18 protein-coding genes are annotated in these 15,646 nt (G+C 44.5%); 14 read left to right on the top strand and 4 right to left on the bottom strand.

Going from position 1 to position 15,646, the window contains the following annotated elements:
* Positions 1 to 5 precede the first annotated feature (5 nt).
* The 14 genes from IX95_RS14160 to IX95_RS14095 all read left to right on the top strand — a co-directional run bounded on the left by IX95_RS14160 (position 6) and on the right by IX95_RS14095 (position 10,893).
* Positions 6 to 782 (top strand): ParA family protein, encoded by a 777-nt coding sequence (locus IX95_RS14160; protein WP_006959438.1) that lies wholly within the window; start codon positions 6 to 8, stop codon positions 780 to 782.
* Positions 775 to 1,785 (top strand): chemotaxis protein CheW, encoded by a 1,011-nt coding sequence (locus IX95_RS14155; RefSeq protein ID WP_038161075.1) that lies wholly within the window; start codon positions 775 to 777, stop codon positions 1,783 to 1,785. The genes IX95_RS14160 and IX95_RS14155 overlap by 8 nt, the downstream gene beginning before the upstream one ends.
* A gap of 37 nt (positions 1,786 to 1,822) precedes the next feature.
* Positions 1,823 to 2,317, top strand: a complete 495-nt coding sequence (locus IX95_RS14150) for a chemotaxis protein CheW (protein WP_006959436.1) — start codon at positions 1,823 to 1,825, stop codon at positions 2,315 to 2,317.
* Positions 2,317 to 2,811: a DUF2802 domain-containing protein gene (locus tag IX95_RS14145; protein WP_038161072.1), complete on the top strand. Its 495-nt coding sequence runs from the start codon at positions 2,317 to 2,319 to the stop codon at positions 2,809 to 2,811. Before IX95_RS14150 ends, IX95_RS14145 begins: the two co-directional genes overlap by 1 nt.
* A gap of 190 nt (positions 2,812 to 3,001) precedes the next feature.
* Complete coding sequence (gene ccmA, locus IX95_RS14140) at positions 3,002 to 3,622, top strand: cytochrome c biogenesis heme-transporting ATPase CcmA (protein ID WP_038161069.1); 621 nt, start codon at positions 3,002 to 3,004, stop codon at positions 3,620 to 3,622.
* 2 nt (positions 3,623 to 3,624) lie between these two features.
* Entirely contained in the window at positions 3,625 to 4,293 is a 669-nt protein-coding gene (gene ccmB, locus IX95_RS14135; RefSeq protein WP_006959433.1) for a heme exporter protein CcmB, read from the top strand.
* Between the two features lie 116 nt (positions 4,294 to 4,409).
* Positions 4,410 to 5,162: a heme ABC transporter permease gene (locus IX95_RS14130; RefSeq protein WP_038161066.1), complete on the top strand. Its 753-nt coding sequence runs from the start codon at positions 4,410 to 4,412 to the stop codon at positions 5,160 to 5,162.
* Between the two features lie 3 nt (positions 5,163 to 5,165).
* Entirely contained in the window at positions 5,166 to 5,372 is a 207-nt protein-coding gene (ccmD, locus tag IX95_RS14125) for a heme exporter protein CcmD (RefSeq protein WP_006959431.1), read from the top strand.
* Complete coding sequence (ccmE, locus tag IX95_RS14120) at positions 5,369 to 5,854, top strand: cytochrome c maturation protein CcmE (RefSeq protein ID WP_006959430.1); 486 nt, start codon at positions 5,369 to 5,371, stop codon at positions 5,852 to 5,854. Before ccmD ends, ccmE begins: the two co-directional genes overlap by 4 nt.
* Complete coding sequence (locus IX95_RS14115) at positions 5,851 to 7,809, top strand: heme lyase CcmF/NrfE family subunit (RefSeq protein WP_006959428.1); 1,959 nt, start codon at positions 5,851 to 5,853, stop codon at positions 7,807 to 7,809. The genes ccmE and IX95_RS14115 overlap by 4 nt, the downstream gene beginning before the upstream one ends.
* Complete coding sequence (locus tag IX95_RS14110; RefSeq protein ID WP_006959426.1) at positions 7,809 to 8,363, top strand: DsbE family thiol:disulfide interchange protein; 555 nt, start codon at positions 7,809 to 7,811, stop codon at positions 8,361 to 8,363. The genes IX95_RS14115 and IX95_RS14110 overlap by 1 nt, the downstream gene beginning before the upstream one ends.
* The gene (locus tag IX95_RS14105; RefSeq protein WP_038161063.1) at positions 8,360 to 8,839 is read left to right on the top strand and encodes a cytochrome c-type biogenesis protein; all 480 of its coding nucleotides are present in this window, start codon (positions 8,360 to 8,362) and stop codon (positions 8,837 to 8,839) included. Before IX95_RS14110 ends, IX95_RS14105 begins: the two co-directional genes overlap by 4 nt.
* Positions 8,839 to 10,059 (top strand): c-type cytochrome biogenesis protein CcmI, encoded by a 1,221-nt coding sequence (ccmI, locus tag IX95_RS14100; RefSeq protein ID WP_019277855.1) that lies wholly within the window; start codon positions 8,839 to 8,841, stop codon positions 10,057 to 10,059. Before IX95_RS14105 ends, ccmI begins: the two co-directional genes overlap by 1 nt.
* A gap of 63 nt (positions 10,060 to 10,122) precedes the next feature.
* A complete protein-coding gene (locus IX95_RS14095; protein ID WP_006959417.1) occupies positions 10,123 to 10,893 on the top strand; it encodes an MlaA family lipoprotein in 771 nt (256 codons plus the stop codon).
* A gap of 50 nt (positions 10,894 to 10,943) precedes the next feature.
* Here IX95_RS14095 and IX95_RS14090 read toward each other — a convergent pair whose 3' ends face one another.
* From IX95_RS14090 to IX95_RS14075, 4 genes are all read right to left on the bottom strand, one after another.
* Positions 10,944 to 12,278, bottom strand: a complete 1,335-nt coding sequence (locus IX95_RS14090) for an outer membrane protein transport protein (protein WP_038161060.1) — start codon at positions 12,276 to 12,278, stop codon at positions 10,944 to 10,946.
* Between the two features lie 316 nt (positions 12,279 to 12,594).
* Positions 12,595 to 13,932 (bottom strand): outer membrane protein transport protein, encoded by a 1,338-nt coding sequence (locus IX95_RS14085; protein WP_038161057.1) that lies wholly within the window; start codon positions 13,930 to 13,932, stop codon positions 12,595 to 12,597.
* 265 nt (positions 13,933 to 14,197) lie between these two features.
* Positions 14,198 to 14,926, bottom strand: a complete 729-nt coding sequence (locus IX95_RS14080) for a DUF3379 domain-containing protein (protein WP_038161054.1) — start codon at positions 14,924 to 14,926, stop codon at positions 14,198 to 14,200.
* The gene (locus IX95_RS14075; protein ID WP_029236321.1) at positions 14,919 to 15,494 is read right to left on the bottom strand and encodes a sigma-70 family RNA polymerase sigma factor; all 576 of its coding nucleotides are present in this window, start codon (positions 15,492 to 15,494) and stop codon (positions 14,919 to 14,921) included. Before IX95_RS14075 ends, IX95_RS14080 begins: the two co-directional genes overlap by 8 nt.
* Positions 15,495 to 15,646 lie beyond the last annotated feature (152 nt).

Below are 15,646 nucleotides of genomic sequence, written 5' to 3'. Positions count from 1 at the left end.
ATCGCATGATTGTTTGGAGTATTGCAAACCAGAAAGGCGGTGTTGGTAAAACGACAACGACGATCACGTTGGCTGGTTTGCTTAGCAAGCAAGGAAAACGCGTTCTACTTGTAGATACGGATCCGCATGCATCTCTGACTACGTATTTAGGTTATGACTCCGACGGCGTGGCTTCAAGCCTGTTCGATCTTTTCCAACTCAAAGAGTTTAGTGAACAAAGCGTTTTACCTTTGGTCATGAAGTCAGATATTGAAGGGATTGACTTAATACCTGCCCATATGTCACTTGCGACGCTTGACCGTGTGATGGGAAACCGCAGTGGGATGGGACTTATCCTCAAGCGAGCTCTAATGGCAATAAAAGAGCATTATGACTATGTGCTCATTGATTGCCCGCCGATATTAGGGGTCATGATGGTCAATGCGTTGGCTGCGAGCAATCGTATATTGATTCCAGTCCAGACAGAGTTCTTGGCGATGAAAGGCTTGGAGCGTATGGTTCGAACATTGGCGATTATGCAAAAATCGCGTAATCGTGAATTTAAAGTAACGATTGTTCCGACAATGTACGATAAGCGAACGAGAGCATCGTTGCAGACTTTGCAGCAACTGAAGAAGGATTACCCTAATCAAGTTTGGACTTCGGCTGTACCGATCGATACCAAGTTCCGAGATGCCAGTTTAAAACATCTTCCAGTTTCACATTTTGCATCGGGTAGCCGGGGTGTTTTCGCATACAAGCAACTGTTGATCTATTTAGAGAGGTTAGCGGTGGATGAGTAGCAACACTTTACTCTCAAGTGAGCAAGCGCTGGACGAGTACTTTTCAGCGTTACTCGATGAATCAATTGAAATTGAAGAACTGTCAGAGGTTCCAGAAAGCGTTCCTGATATCTTACCAAAACCGGAAGAGGTGGAACTGGAGCCCGTTGTTCAGTCAGTTGAAGAGAAAAGCTACTATTCAGCACCAACTGCGGAAGTAGAAGTTCCCAATTTAGATGATGTGGAAAGGCTGCTGGAACAACTGGAGTCCACCAACCCTGTTGCAGAGCTTCAGCTTGAAGAGGTGATGGAGCAAAACACGGTTCAGATTGCTGAAGCCAAAGAGGTTGTTGAAGAAGTTCAGGATTGGGAAGTTGAAATTCCTGACTTAGACGAGCCGATAGTTGAGGCTGAGTTGGACACTTCTGACCTTGTTGAGGAAACCATCCAAGTAGAATCAGAAGCTGAAATTCAAATTGAAGAGCCAGAAGTTGAATTGGCAGAAGAAGCTTCTGTCGAGCCTGATACTCAAGCTGGGGGCAGCGAATTAGGCATTTGGCATTCGACTGAGCGTGACGCAGAGTTTCAGGTACTTTACTTTGATGTGAATAGCGTGACTTTTGCAGTTCCCCTAGACGAACTCGGTGGTATACACCGAATAGCGGAATTGAATCATCTGATAGGGCGTCCTGAATGGTATTTAGGCCTCCAAACAAGCCGAGAGGCTCAGCTGGATGTGGTAGACACGGCAAAGTGGGTGATGTCCGAAAAGCTGATAGACAACAGCTACAAGGATGAATACCAATACATAGTGATGCTGGATGAAAGTATGTGGGGACTAGCTTCAACACAACTAAAAGGAACAGAATCGCTTAATCCAGAGAAAGTCCGCTGGCGCAAAACAGCAGGTAAGCGCCCGTGGCTAGCTGGAATGGTTAAAGAAAAAATGTGTGCTTTGATCCATGTTGAAGCATTGATAGCTATGCTTAATGCAGGACTTGATGTAAAAGCCTTAGATAAATAAAACATTTATGCCGATTTAGGCTTAGAGAGGAATAGGTATGTCTCAAACTAATGAAGTCGAAGTAAGAAAAGATCAGTCCAATGACGAAGTACTTCAGTGGGTGACGTTCCAGCTAGAAGAAGAAACTTACGGTATCAACGTAATGCAGGTACGTGAAGTACTTCGCTATACAGAGATTGCTCCTGTACCGGGCGCCCCTGATTATGTTCTAGGTATTATTAATCTACGTGGTAACGTCGTAACGGTAATCGATACTCGTTCACGCTTCGGCTTGATGGAAGGTGAAATTACCGATAATACGCGCATCATCGTGATTGAATCAGAACATCAGGTGATTGGTATTCTAGTGGATAGCGTTGCGGAAGTGGTTTACTTGCGTTCTTCTGAAATTGATACCACGCCAAGTGTTGGTACTGATGAAAGTGCTAAGTTCATTCAGGGTGTGAGCAACCGCGATGGTAAGCTACTAATCTTGGTTGATCTGAACAAGCTTCTGACTGACGAAGAATGGGATGAGATGGCTCACCTGTAATGGATGCAGTGGTATTTGCAAATGCTCCTGTGATCGCAGGAGCCATTGCGTTAGTTGTACTGTTGTTTGTATTGGCTCTTTTTCGTATTAAGAAAAGTCAGCGGCTAATGGCCGATCATTGGCGGCAACAGAATCGCCACCTCGATAAAGAGTTGCAGAAGGCTACAAAACAACTGCTTGAAGTGCGCTCTGTGGTTGTCGGATTAGGGCAACGAGTAAGTGAGCAACAGGATCTCATCCAGCACCTGAATGAAAGAATATCAGAACTAGAACAGGAAGATGGTGATGGTCGGTTGTACTCGAGAGCCACAAAAATGGTTCAGTTAGGCGCTGACGTTAACGAGCTTATTGAAGAATGTGAATTGCCTAAAGCTGAAGCTGAATTGATGTTATCCTTGCAAAAGAAGATTGCAGGGAAAGAGAAGATTCCTCCTCTAAGTGCTGGCAATGAACAACGCAAAACACCAGTACGGCGAAAAAGTGCGAGAAAATAACGATTAAAAAGGATGCAAACAGCATCCTTTTTTTGTGTTCAATTGTAACCATTTAGTGGTAGTTAAATGGGGCTGTGATAGATTGTTAACAGAATCTTACCGAGTTTCGTGATTCGTATGTGGCTAATTCTATTTTGTGTGAGTACGGCTGTGGTACTATACCCGCACGAAATTTATGTAGTGAACGTTCATGTTAGAAGTATCTCAACTGACTGCCATCAGAGATGAAAGAATTCTCTTCGAATCCCTATCTTTTACTATAAATTCCGGTGAGTTAGTACAGATTGAAGGCCGAAATGGCACAGGCAAAACAACGTTGTTGCGTATCGTAACTGGGCTCGGAGAACGTGATAGTGGTGAGATTTTCTGGAACGGCGAGAATATTGAGTCAAACCGAGATGCTTATCATCAGGATCTGCTGTTTTTGGGCCATCAAACAGGTGTGAAGCGTGAGCTAACTGCTTATGAAAATTTGAGGTTCTATCTCAATATACATTCTCGTAAGCCTGTAGATAAAGAGACTATCTATAGTGCTTTGATGAAAGTAGGGCTAGTGGGGCGTGAAGATGTCCCCGTTGCTCAGCTTTCTGCTGGACAACAACGTCGAGTTGCATTGGCCCGTTTGTGGCTGAGCGACCATAAACTTTGGATCTTGGATGAGCCTCTGACGGCGATTGATAAACAGGGAGTGAAAGTTCTGGAATCTCTCTTCCTTAGCCATGCTGAAGATGATGGCATTGTGATACTTACAACACACCAGGACATGTTCGCTGACAATCCAAAACTAAGAAAAATAAAACTGGGTGATTAGCTATGTTTGCAACAATGAACAGCATTATTCGACGTGAATTGCTTATAGCGTTTCGCCGTCAGGCAGACATATTCAATCCACTGTGGTTTTTCATCATAGTGATTACACTTTTCCCACTCAGTATTGGCCCAGAACCCAACCTGTTAGCTCGTATTGCTGCTGGTATTGTTTGGGTTGCGGCATTGCTGTCTGCACTGTTATCTCTTGAACGATTATTCAGGGATGACTTTCAGGATGGTTCACTGGAACAAATGATGTTAATGCCTGTCCCATTGCCTATAGTCGTGATTTCAAAAGTGATTGCACATTGGGTTTTGACAGGCTTACCGTTGATTCTGATTAGCCCTTTGCTGGCTATTTTACTTTCTCTTGATATGAATTCTTGGCTGGCTGTTGTTACAACATTACTGATAGGTACACCAACGTTGAGTTTTATAGGTGCTATTGGTGTCGCGTTGACAGTCGGTCTACAAAAAGGGGGCGTGCTACTCAGCTTGTTGGTTTTACCGCTGTACATTCCCGTATTGATCTTTGCGACCTCGGCTATTGACGCTGCTTCACTTGGAATGGCGTATAACGGTCAGCTTGCAATACTAGGGGCGATGTTTATGGGAGCTATGACACTGACACCATTTGCGATTAGTGCTGCGTTGAGAGTAAGTGTCAATTAATTGTTTTCGATCAAGCACGAAATTTCCCCTTTCTATAAATTACAAAACTAATAATTGTCAAAAAAAAGTCCAAGAGACGTAAATAAGACAACACTGAAGTAAGAGTGAGAACGACGATGTGGAAATGGCTCCATCCTTATGCCAAGCCCGAAACCGCTTATCAGCTGTGTGGTAAGCTATTGCCCTGGTTTTTCATATTAGCCCTACTGTGTTTATCGGTAGGAACGATATGGGGACTGGCCTTCGCCCCTTCTGACTATCAACAAGGTGATAGCTTCCGGATTATTTATATCCATGTCCCTTCTGCGATTTGGTCTATGGGTGTTTACATGTCCATGGCGATTGCAGCGTTTATTGGCTTGGTCTGGCAGGTCAAGCTGTCAGACATGGCCGCCTCTGCAATGGCTCCAATAGGAGCAGTTTATACCTTCATTGCCCTGCTTACAGGGGCCGTATGGGGTAAGCCGATGTGGGGGGCATGGTGGGTATGGGATGCGCGTTTAACCTCTGAACTGATCCTCTTGTTCCTTTACCTCGGTGTCATCGCGCTTTATCACGCGTTTGATGACCAGAAAACAGCAGCCAAAGCGGCAGGTATTCTGGCGATTGTTGGTGTTGTGAACTTACCGATTATTCATTTCTCAGTAGAGTGGTGGAATACCCTACATCAGGGAGCGACTATCACTAAATTTGCAAAACCTTCCATCTCTAGCGATATGCTTTGGCCTCTATTGCTGAACATTTTCGGTTTTGCATTTTTCTTTGGTGTAGTGACGATGATTCGTCTACGCAATGAGATTATTAGCAAAGAGAGTCACCGCCCGTGGGTGATTGCTTTAGCTCAGGCTAAATCTCAGCGAGGTAACTAAACGATGCATTTTGAATCTTTGAGCGATTTTTTCGCGATGGGCGGTTATGCCGGCTATGTTTGGAGCGCTTTTGGTATCACATTCTTTTCGATGTTTGTTCTGCTTCTGGTCAGTATCCGCCGTGGCAAAAACCTGTTGAATGAAGTGCAGTCGAAGGTAGACAGGCAAGCGCGTATTGATGCGGCTAAAAATTTGGAGAACACATTATGAACCCTAGGCGAAAGAAAAGGCTGGGCATTGTCTTAGCAATTTTCATTGGTATTAGCGCTACCGTTGGTTTAATGCTTTACGCACTAAATCAGAATATGGATTTGTTCTATACACCAACCGAGTTGGTTGACGGCAAACCTGATGGCACCAAACCTGAAGTCGGCCAACGTCTACGGATTGGCGGTATGGTGGTTGAAGGTTCGGTTCGACGAGATCCTGAATCACTGCGTGTTTCTTTCGATTTGCATGATGTCGGCCCTAAGGTCACCATCGTCTATGACGGTATTCTTCCAGATCTGTTCCGTGAAGGGCAGGGCATTGTCGCTCAGGGTGTGTTGAAAGATGCGACGACCGTTGAAGCCTTTGAAGTGTTGGCAAAGCATGATGAAGAATACATGCCGCCAGAGATAGCGGAAGCGATGAAGAAAAATCACCAACCGCTTGAATATACAGAACAACAAAAACAAGGAAGCGGTCAATGATTGCTGAAATTGGTCATTTTGCAATGATCGTTTCACTGGCAATGGCAGTGCTGTTGAGCATACTGCCGTTAGTCGGTGCGTCTCGAAATAATACTATGCTGATGAACACCGCAAGACCTCTGTCTTGGGGCATGTTCCTGCTACTTCTTTTATCTTTCTGTGTGCTGCTTTGGGCATTCTACACCAATGACTTCACGCTCAACTATGTTGCTACCAACTCAAACAGTCAGTTACCTTGGTACTATCGCCTGACAGCGGTTTGGGGAGCACATGAAGGATCCTTGCTTCTTTGGGTTCTGATTCAAGCCGCTTGGACAGTTGCCGTTGCGACATTTAGTCGTGGTATGCCGCAAGAATCGGTTGCTCGTGTGCTTGCTGTAATGGGCATGATTACGGTTGGATTCTTACTATTCATCATCGTTACATCTAATCCGTTCCTACGTACCTTGCCATTCTTTCCTGTCGATGGTCGTGACTTAAACCCATTGCTTCAAGATCCAGGCTTGATTATTCACCCACCAATGCTTTACATGGGTTACGTAGGCTTCTCAGTTGCGTTCTCTTTTGCTATTGCATCATTGATGACAGGCCGACTCGATACCGCTTGGGCTCGTTGGTCTCGCCCTTGGACGACAGCAGCTTGGCTATTCCTGACTCTAGGTATTGCACTAGGTTCTTGGTGGGCGTACTACGAACTCGGCTGGGGTGGCTGGTGGTTCTGGGATCCAGTAGAAAACGCATCCTTTATGCCTTGGCTTGCGGGTACAGCGTTAATGCACTCATTAGCTGTAACTGAAAAGCGCGGCACCTTTAAGGCTTGGACTGTGTTGTTGGCAATCTCTGCGTTCTCGCTGAGTTTATTAGGTACTTTCCTAGTACGTTCGGGTATTTTGGTTTCAGTTCACGCGTTTGCATCTGATCCATCACGAGGCATGTTTATTCTCGGTTTCCTAGTGTTTGTTATTGGTGGTTCGTTACTGCTGTTCGCTTTGAAAGGGGCAACCGTTCGTGTCCGAGGTAACTTTAGCTTAGTTTCACGTGAGAATGCCCTGCTATCAAACAACGTCTTGTTGATTGCTGCTTTGGTGGTGGTTCTGGTCGGCACATTGTTACCACTAGTTCATAAACAGATTGGTTTGGGTTCAGTATCTATCGGTGCGCCGTTCTTCAACATGTTGTTTGCGTGGCTGATGATTCCTTTCTCTTTCTTGCTAGGTATCGGTCCGCTGATTCGTTGGAAACGAGATAGCTTATCAAGCTTGATCAAGCCTATGCTGGTTTCCGGTGTAGCGTCACTTGTACTTGCAGGTGTGTTTGTTTACTTGTTTGCCGATTTCTTCCAGTTTATGGCTTATTTAGGCTGGGTGATGGCGTTGTGGATTATCTTCATGCACGGCTTTGAGTTGCATGAGCGTGCGACTCACCGTCACAGTTTTTCTGTTGGTATCAAGAAACTTCAACGTAGTCACTGGGCTATGATGATGGGACATATTGGCCTTGCTGTAAGTATCATTGGTATTGCGATGGTTCAGAACTACAGCATCGAGCGAGATGTACGTTTGGCTCCTGGTCAGCATTACAACATTCAAGGTTATGACTTCTACTTCGAAGGACTGCGTGACAAAGATGGCCCGAACTATGATGGTTATATTGCAGACTTTGAAATCACTCATAACGGCAAGTACATCAATACACTTCATGCAGAAAAACGCTTCTATCGCACTGCACGCTCGATGATGACAGAAGCTGCGATTGATCGTGGTGTGACTCGTGATTTGTATATCGCGATGGGCGAACGTCTAGACGATAACAAGTCTTGGGCAGTACGTATCTATTACAAACCGTTTGTTCGCTGGATCTGGGCTGGTTCATTGCTAATGGCTCTAGGCGGTGCTATTGCAATCAGTGACAAGCGTTATCGTTTCAGAAAAAGTGCAAAAACGCAGGAGGCATAATGAATAAGAAATTACTATTCATCCCACTGTTGGCGTTTTTGGGGTTGGTGGCAGTTTTTGCCACCCAACTTGTTAAAAACTCACATGGCGATGATCCTACCAAGTTAGAGTCGGTACTTGTCGGCAAATCGGTTCCTGAGTTTCGTCTTGAAGACCTCGCCGAGCCAGGCAAGCTTTACGATCAGTCCATCTTTAAAGGTGAGCCACTACTGCTAAACGTATGGGCGACTTGGTGTCCTACTTGTTATGCAGAGCACCAGTACCTGAATGAGTTAGCGTCGCAAGGTGTTAAGATCATTGGTATGAACTACAAAGATGAACGTGATAAAGCCGTTCAGTGGCTAAATGAACTTGGTAACCCATACCTAATCAGCTTATTCGATGGTAACGGAATGCTTGGTTTAGATTTGGGCGTATATGGCGCGCCAGAAACATTCCTTATTGATGCACAAGGCAAAATTCGTTATCGCCATGTCGGTGATGTGAATGACCGTAACTGGAACGAAACACTGAAACCGATGTATGAGCAAGTTCTGGCGGAGGCTGGACAATGAAAAAGATGATATTGGCTCTGTTTGCTGCGATGACTCTGTCTTTGGCAGCACATGCCACAATCCAAATCTATGAGTTTGATGACTTGGAACAAGAGCAGCAGTTCAAAGAACTCGGTAACACCCTTCGTTGTCCTAAATGTCAAAATAATACTATCGCGGATTCCAACGCAGAGTTGGCTGTCGACTTACGTCAAAAAGTGTATGAAATGACCAAAGAAGGCAAGTCAAAACAGGAAATCGTTGATTATATGATTGCTCGTTACGGCAATTTTGTTACCTACAATCCACCATTCACAATAGCGACATCAATTTTATGGCTAGGGCCGATTTTTGTCGTGGTATTTGGCTTTGGCTTTATTGTCCTAAGAACTCGATCACGTAAGGCGCAACCTGAACAGGCAGAATCTTGGGACAAAGATAAAGAAGCGCGCTTGAAAGAGCTGCTGGATAATAAGAATGATGGAGATAAGCAGTAATGACACTATTTTGGGTAGCTTCAGTCATTCTTGTGGTACTGAGCTCACTGCTGATTGCTTTGCCGATCATTAGAAAAAAAGCGAATAATGATGAAGCATTGCGTGATGAGTTAAACAAGGCGTTTTACAAAGACCGTTTATCGGAGCTCGAAGAAGAAGCCGAAGAAGGGTTAGTTGAAAACCAACAAGATCTGATCGACGATTTGAAACAATCGCTGTTAGACGATATCCCGGAAGATCAGAAAGTAGAGCGTGAAAACGGCATCTCACCAATGGCAGTGCTTATTCCATCGGTTCTTTTGGTTGTAGTGTTGTCTTACGCCATGTACATGAAATTCGGTGCTTCGGATGAAGTTGTGGAATGGCAGCAAGTGAGTGCAAATCTTCCTGCTTTGTCTAAAAAGCTTATGGCACCAGAAGGTACTGCACTGAGCGACGATGAAATGCAGGATCTGACTCTGGCACTGCGTACTCGTCTGCATTACCAACCTGATGATTCTACAGGTTGGTTGCTCCTTGGTCGTATTGCACTAGCCAATAGGGATGTGGAAACGGCAATCGGGTCGATGAAAAAAGCGTACAGACTTGAGCCAGATAACGCAGATGTCAAATTGGGTTATGCGCAAGCTTTGATGTTGTCTCAGGATGATATCGACCAAGACAAAGCTCGTAAGATTCTTGGTCAACTGGTTCAGAGCGATTACGTTGATTTACGCGTATTCTCATTGTTAGCGTTTGATGCATATGAACGCAAAGATTACCCAGCAGCAGTTCGCTACTGGAGTGTTATGCAGCAGATGATCGGTCCGCAGGACAGTCGTTATGAAATGCTCTCTCGCAGCATTGAAAATGCTCAGAAACAAATGGGTGATCACGTACCGAGCGGTAAATCTGTGTCTGTCTCTATCGCGTTGAGCGCTGAGGTTCAGGCTGATCCTAATTCAGCGCTGATCGTTTCAGTTCACACTGCCGATGGATCTCCGATGCCAGTAGCTGCTGCCAGATACCCGATGGGCTCTTTCCCAAGAACCGTTGTTTTGGACGATGGAAACAGCATGTTGCAAGACCGTAAACTGTCTTCACTTGAATCTTTGATGGTAAGAGTGCGTCTAGATAGCGATGGAAATGTTGCAACCAAACAAGGGGACTGGTTTGGAGAGAGCGAAGCCGTTAAAATGGGCGAACCTGTTGAAGTTATAATTGATAAGCAGTATCAATAGATACCCCTTATGAATGTACGAAGGCCGGTGACTACACCGGCCTTTTTTATGGAAATTATAATAATGAAGAGCTTTAAGTCTCAGATATGGGTGATTGCTTGTACGTCAATTTTTCTATTTGGCTGTGCGGGCTCACCTCAGGAAAGTGAACACTCAACGTCAGCCGAATCGGAGGTCAATGACCCATTTGAGGGGTTTAACCGCACGATGTGGACAATTAACTATGACTATTTAGACCCTTACTTCGTTCGTCCAGTTTCGTTGGCATACGTTAACTACGTGCCTGATCCTCTGCGTCATGGCGTATCCAACTTCCTTGGCAACTTAGATGAGCCAGCAAGTATGGTGAACAACATCTTAATGGGGAATGGTGAGAAAGCACTCGATCATTTCAATCGCTTTTGGATTAACAGTACCTTTGGGCTTTTAGGCATCATTGATATCGCGTCTGAAGCGGGGATCACCGACCATAATGAGAAAGCTTTCAGTGACGCCGTTGGCCATTATGGGGTAGGTAATGGGCCATATGTGATGGTGCCAGGCTATGGTCCTTGGACTGTGCGTGAATCTACAGACATTGTTGATGGCTTATATGTCCCACTGTCATTACTCAACTTCTGGGCTGGGCTAGGTAAATGGGCGCTCGAAGGTATGGAGACACGCGCGGCATTAGTATCTCAAGAAGCGATGTTGGAGAACTCTCCCGATCCTTATGCGCTTACACGCGATGCATTTCTTCAAAGGCAAGACTTTAAAGCAGAAATCGAGCCTAAGGACGATTACGATGCAGATGAAGAAGCTTACCTAGATGAATATCTGGATGAAGATTTCTAATAAAAAGGCTTGGTCATGACCAAGCCTTTTTTGTTTGCGGGATAATTTATTTAGAATTTGTAATTAGCTTGAACACCGATTAGCCAGATGTTGCCTTTAGTCTCGCCGACGAATTGGCCTGCAACATTTTGTGCTTCATCATCCGATGCGTATCCGCGCGATTCGGTGATTGGTGCATCTTTCGCAAGGATGTAGGTTAATCCGCCATCCAATGTGAACTGTTTAGTAAACTCGTAGCTTGCACCAAGGCTCAGCCATGTACGATCGGTTTCTGGAATGGTAATTGTACGGTTTTTATCACTAACTGCTGACGTGTCGTATGCCGCGCCTGTGCGTAGAGTTAGTTTTGGGTCAACCTGGTAGGTAGCACCGATAGCAAAGCGGTAATTGTCTTCCCAATTTTCAACCTTAACCATTTTAGTGCCATAGGTATCAAGCTGTGCTTCAAGTTTCTCGAAGCTGCTCCAATCTGTCCAGTTTAAGCTTGCATGGATCGCCAGTTTTTCCGTTAGCTGATGGAAGCTTGCTAGTTCTGCTGTTGCAGGTAAGGCGAGATCCATAGAGCCGTTGTCACGGTTCCCGTCCCTAAGGGCTGAGTCAAAACCAATACCCGTTGCGTAGCCCTCAAGTTTAAGATCAATTTCAGATTTGTAAGTAAAACCAACTCTATGATCTTCATTAATTTGCCAAGCTGTGCCGACTTGCCAACCCCAAGCGGTATCATCACCTTCCATGTATTTTAGAGTGGTGCCCTTGGCCGCAGAAATTGGAGTCGTGCCAATAACACCAATTACGTTGTTTTCCGGCGTTTTTGCGCCAAAGCTACCTTCCCCCATTACATAACGGATACCGCCACCAAAACTGAACTGTTCATTGAGCTTGTATGCTGCGTTCAGGTTCGCTTCCATAGTAGTAACGCTAGCTTCATTACCAAAGTGTGCAGCGGCAAAGTCATCGCCTAGGTTAGTTTCCATGCCGTAGTTAGTGCCCATCGCAAAGCCGACAGCGACTTTTTCAGAGTACTTATGAGAGATATAAAAGTTAGGAATAACAGCATCATTTGCGAAATCATCAGAAGTTGCATTTGATGTAGGAAGGGTCGGGTTTAATGACTTAGAGCCATCCACGCTACCACTGACATCTACATTAGGGTTTACATAGATAGCACCGACAGAAATCTGAGTACCTTCGAGATAGGTTAGCATTGCTGGGTTGCGCCACTGTGCGCTCGCGTTGTCGGCCATAGCTGCTTCACCAGCGTATGCACGACCTAAACCTGTTGCTGAATATTCAGCGAGCTGGAATCCTGCCGCATTTACTGATGCAGATGCAGAAAGAAGGCCACCTGCCACTGCAAGAGATAGAAGAGTTTTGTTTGTTTTCATTTTTATGTTCGCTGAACGTATTGATAATTTGTCGTGCGATCATAAGTTTAGAGCTATTACTTTAAAAATTAAAAACAGTGTTAACTCTATATTTGGCATAAAATATTACTAATTGACCAAATTCCTTTTTAATTGACTAAATGTTAATGGTTTGTTTTTTGTATTGAGCGTACATGCGTAGTATGAAAAGGGTGTTTTTGAGTACATGTGTACGCTTAAAATGATTGATAAACAGAGACTTAAGGTAGGCTTTGTCGTTCAGCGAAAAGAAAGGGCCAGTAAAAACTGGCCCTTTAAAGTTGTTATTAGTCACACGTTAAAACTTGTGAGTGTATTGCACACCGAACAACATAGCTGTCGCTTTAGTCGTGGTATCTAGCTTAATGGTGTTCGAACCACTTGTGATGGTGTCGTTAACCTTTTGGTCTTCGCCTATGAGATAGGTGAAGCCAACGTCTATTGCTTGATCTTGGTTGATATGATACGTAGCACCTGCAGAGAACCATTGACGGTCAGAATCAGGTACAGATACTGAGGTCAGTTCATCTTGAACGCCTTCGTCGAACATGTAGCCTACACGAGCTTCCCAGTTTTGGTTGACGTAATACGTACCACCGATTGCGTAATGGAAAGTGTCTTGCCACTTATATTGCTTAATTTCAGTACCGTTAGTTGTTGCTAAGCGATCGAAAGCGCTCCAACCAATCCACTGTACGCTGTAGTGAACAGCGAATTTAGTGTCTTCAATACGATGATAACCAGAGAATTCAAACATATCGGGTAGTGGGATCTTAAGATCACCGATGTTTGAGTCGCCGCTGTAAGAAACGGTACCGCTTACTTCTTTTTCAGGGCTGTAATGATAGCTTAAACCGAAGCGGTTGTTTTCGTCCATTTCAAAAACAGTGCCTAGGTTAAAACCAAAAGCCCACCCTGAAGCATCGATATCCATTAGCTGTTGAGTGTTTGTTGTACCTGTTGAAGTACTAGGTACTTGCACTACGTTCATGGTTGACTGGCGCTTGAGTTCCCCCTCACCGTAGATTATATCTAAGCCACCACCAACACTCCATTGTTCATTAATACGATAAGAGCCAGCCAGTAGGATGTTTGTAGTGCTAACATTGGTGATACCGCCAAATGCATCAGCGCCAGGAACTGCTGAAACTGCAGTCGTACCGTTCACGAACAACGTACCAGTATTTGTCCCCCAGTTGCTATCAAACTCATTGGTTGTACCAAAGTTAGAGTAAATACCGAGGCCGACAGCGAACTCGTCGTTAACAGGATGAACAATGTAAAAGTTAGGCACAACAGATGTTGCGTCGTTCGTAGTGTTTTCTATAGAACTAGAAGAACCACCCACTGCAGCTGGTTGAGTGTACGTTGAATCCTTAATTTCTACTTCAGAGTCGATGACATTAAAGCCAACCGACACTTCAGTGCGGTCAAATAATGACATTGCTGCGGCGTTACGAGACATAACAGACGCATTATCTGCAATAACAGCGTCACCAGCGAAGGCTCGGCCTAAACCAGTTGCTGATTGAGAGTTAAGTTGGAAACCTGCAGCGAGAGCTTGCTGCGAAGCCATTGTAGTTGTGGCAATGGTCACTGCTAAAAGTGATTTTTTAAACAGACGCGTCTTGTTCATTTTTGCTTTTTCCTTTTTTGTTCGTCTCTACCGGACGTTATACTCGAGCAAAAGCTCAGTGGTGGCTGATACTAGACTCAAGTATAAAAGATAGAAATCCGACCATTGCCTAATTGGATGATAAAATTATGGAAATGATGTGTATCTGGCAGGAAAATGCTGAAAAATTCTTCTTTTTAGAGCTATGACTCTAATTTTATGCTAAAAAAATGGCTTAAACGATTCGTTCAAGCCATGAGATAGGTCACAAAATGTTAAAATTTGGTTAACTCATCGGTTTGATGATAGTCATCAGGTTTTCGGCGATTTTGGCAACATCTTCACCTTCTTCTCCGACCAAGATTAAACTGGTCTGACCGACAGGTTCTACAACACCCGCCATACCTTCTTTCTCGAAGTCGACCGTCTTGTCTGAAGCGATGCCCGTTAAGAACAAGGTAACTTTACCTTTTTCACCACGGAAGACCATGTGAAGTGCATTCGACTTACCAAACCCACAATGATTTAGGTAGTAGACGTGGTAAGGGAAGTTTTCACCAAGCTGACGATCGAACGGCATCATCTTGGCGTTAATTTGTGATGATGCGACGTTTTCATCTAAATTTTGAACAAATGGTTTTTCATCGATGACGTGCTTAATGGCTGTATCAGCTAGGCTAGCTTGTGCTGGAGAAACAACAATGTTTCCCCAATTCACCTGTCCAACGAGCAAACCAAAAACAAAAGCAATCGATGCTGCCATGGCCATGGCACGTTTGGCAAAGTTCGGTCTAACTACGTTTGATTCTGTGCTTGATGTCTGATTGAATAATATTCTGTCGGCCAGATCTTCAGGGACATCTACATTCATTGCTTTGGCAATCTGAGCGTCGAGATCCAGAATATCATCGGCGAACTTGCCATTGGCATCATTCGACTTCATTGCTTCTAAGATATCGCTGTCCCGGTCTTTAGGATCGGACATGATGCGACGACGAAATTCTAACTCATCCATTTTGCTGCCCTCTGTGACTGTTTTCTGTATCTAACATGTCTTTCAATTGATTTCTTGCTCTGAACAGACGAGTCATCACAGTATTCTTATTCAGACCTAGTATCTCACCAATCTCTTCACCGCTAAAGCCACCGACGACTTGCAAGAAAAGTGGTTCGCGATATTCATCTTCCAGCTTCATGATCTGTGCTTGGACCCATTCCGACTGATGGTGTGGGTCATCGCTGACCTTTGCATCATTACCATGATCATCAATATCGACCAGATCAAACTGTTTTCTTTCGAAGCGGCGAGCATTTTCTCGTCTCAAAATAGTAATGAGCCAAGATTTTGCTGCTTTTTCGTCCTGTAAGCTATCCAGAGATTTCCATGCCCTTAGGCAAGTTTCTTGTACCAAATCCTCTGCCACAGACTGATCTTTGCACAACCAGTAAGCGTAGCGGTACAGATCTCTGTGATACGCTCTGACAAGCGCTTCGTACTTTCTTTGTCTGTCCATATCCGAGTTGACCGGACTACTGGACTTTTTCTTCCCAAAAAAATTGATGACTGACACATGAGCCTCCAAATTTGCTCTGTGGTTTTTGTTGTACGCCTGTAAGTAAAGGCTATAGCGTGAGACCTAAATCAAACGGGTATGTCCAACTTTATGTGCAAGCGAATGTTCTCATAGCTACTGTTAGAGTGAAAGTGAATAGGATTATTTTATAAAATCGAATT

Source organism: Vibrio sp. B183 (genome assembly GCF_000740665.1).
GTDB classification, from domain to species: Bacteria; Pseudomonadota; Gammaproteobacteria; order Enterobacterales; family Vibrionaceae; genus Vibrio; species Vibrio coralliilyticus.
The sequence above is the reverse complement of the archived record's forward strand: the minus strand, read 5'-3'. Positions and strand labels throughout refer to the sequence as shown.

Coding starts and splice junctions, on each gene's coding strand:
- IX95_RS14160 (WP_006959438.1), top strand. CDS start 6: ATGATTGTTTGGAGTATTGCAAACCAGAAAGGCGGTGTTGGTAAAACG.
- IX95_RS14155 (WP_038161075.1), top strand. CDS start 775: ATGAGTAGCAACACTTTACTCTCAAGTGAGCAAGCGCTGGACGAGTAC.
- IX95_RS14150 (WP_006959436.1), top strand. CDS start 1,823: ATGTCTCAAACTAATGAAGTCGAAGTAAGAAAAGATCAGTCCAATGAC.
- IX95_RS14145 (WP_038161072.1), top strand. CDS start 2,317: ATGGATGCAGTGGTATTTGCAAATGCTCCTGTGATCGCAGGAGCCATT.
- ccmA (WP_038161069.1), top strand. CDS start 3,002: ATGTTAGAAGTATCTCAACTGACTGCCATCAGAGATGAAAGAATTCTC.
- ccmB (WP_006959433.1), top strand. CDS start 3,625: ATGTTTGCAACAATGAACAGCATTATTCGACGTGAATTGCTTATAGCG.
- IX95_RS14130 (WP_038161066.1), top strand. CDS start 4,410: ATGTGGAAATGGCTCCATCCTTATGCCAAGCCCGAAACCGCTTATCAG.
- ccmD (WP_006959431.1), top strand. CDS start 5,166: ATGCATTTTGAATCTTTGAGCGATTTTTTCGCGATGGGCGGTTATGCC.
- ccmE (WP_006959430.1), top strand. CDS start 5,369: ATGAACCCTAGGCGAAAGAAAAGGCTGGGCATTGTCTTAGCAATTTTC.
- IX95_RS14115 (WP_006959428.1), top strand. CDS start 5,851: ATGATTGCTGAAATTGGTCATTTTGCAATGATCGTTTCACTGGCAATG.
- IX95_RS14110 (WP_006959426.1), top strand. CDS start 7,809: ATGAATAAGAAATTACTATTCATCCCACTGTTGGCGTTTTTGGGGTTG.
- IX95_RS14105 (WP_038161063.1), top strand. CDS start 8,360: ATGAAAAAGATGATATTGGCTCTGTTTGCTGCGATGACTCTGTCTTTG.
- ccmI (WP_019277855.1), top strand. CDS start 8,839: ATGACACTATTTTGGGTAGCTTCAGTCATTCTTGTGGTACTGAGCTCA.
- IX95_RS14095 (WP_006959417.1), top strand. CDS start 10,123: ATGAAGAGCTTTAAGTCTCAGATATGGGTGATTGCTTGTACGTCAATT.
- IX95_RS14090 (WP_038161060.1), bottom strand. CDS start 12,278: ATGAAAACAAACAAAACTCTTCTATCTCTTGCAGTGGCAGGTGGCCTT.
- IX95_RS14085 (WP_038161057.1), bottom strand. CDS start 13,932: ATGAACAAGACGCGTCTGTTTAAAAAATCACTTTTAGCAGTGACCATT.
- IX95_RS14080 (WP_038161054.1), bottom strand. CDS start 14,926: ATGGATGAGTTAGAATTTCGTCGTCGCATCATGTCCGATCCTAAAGAC.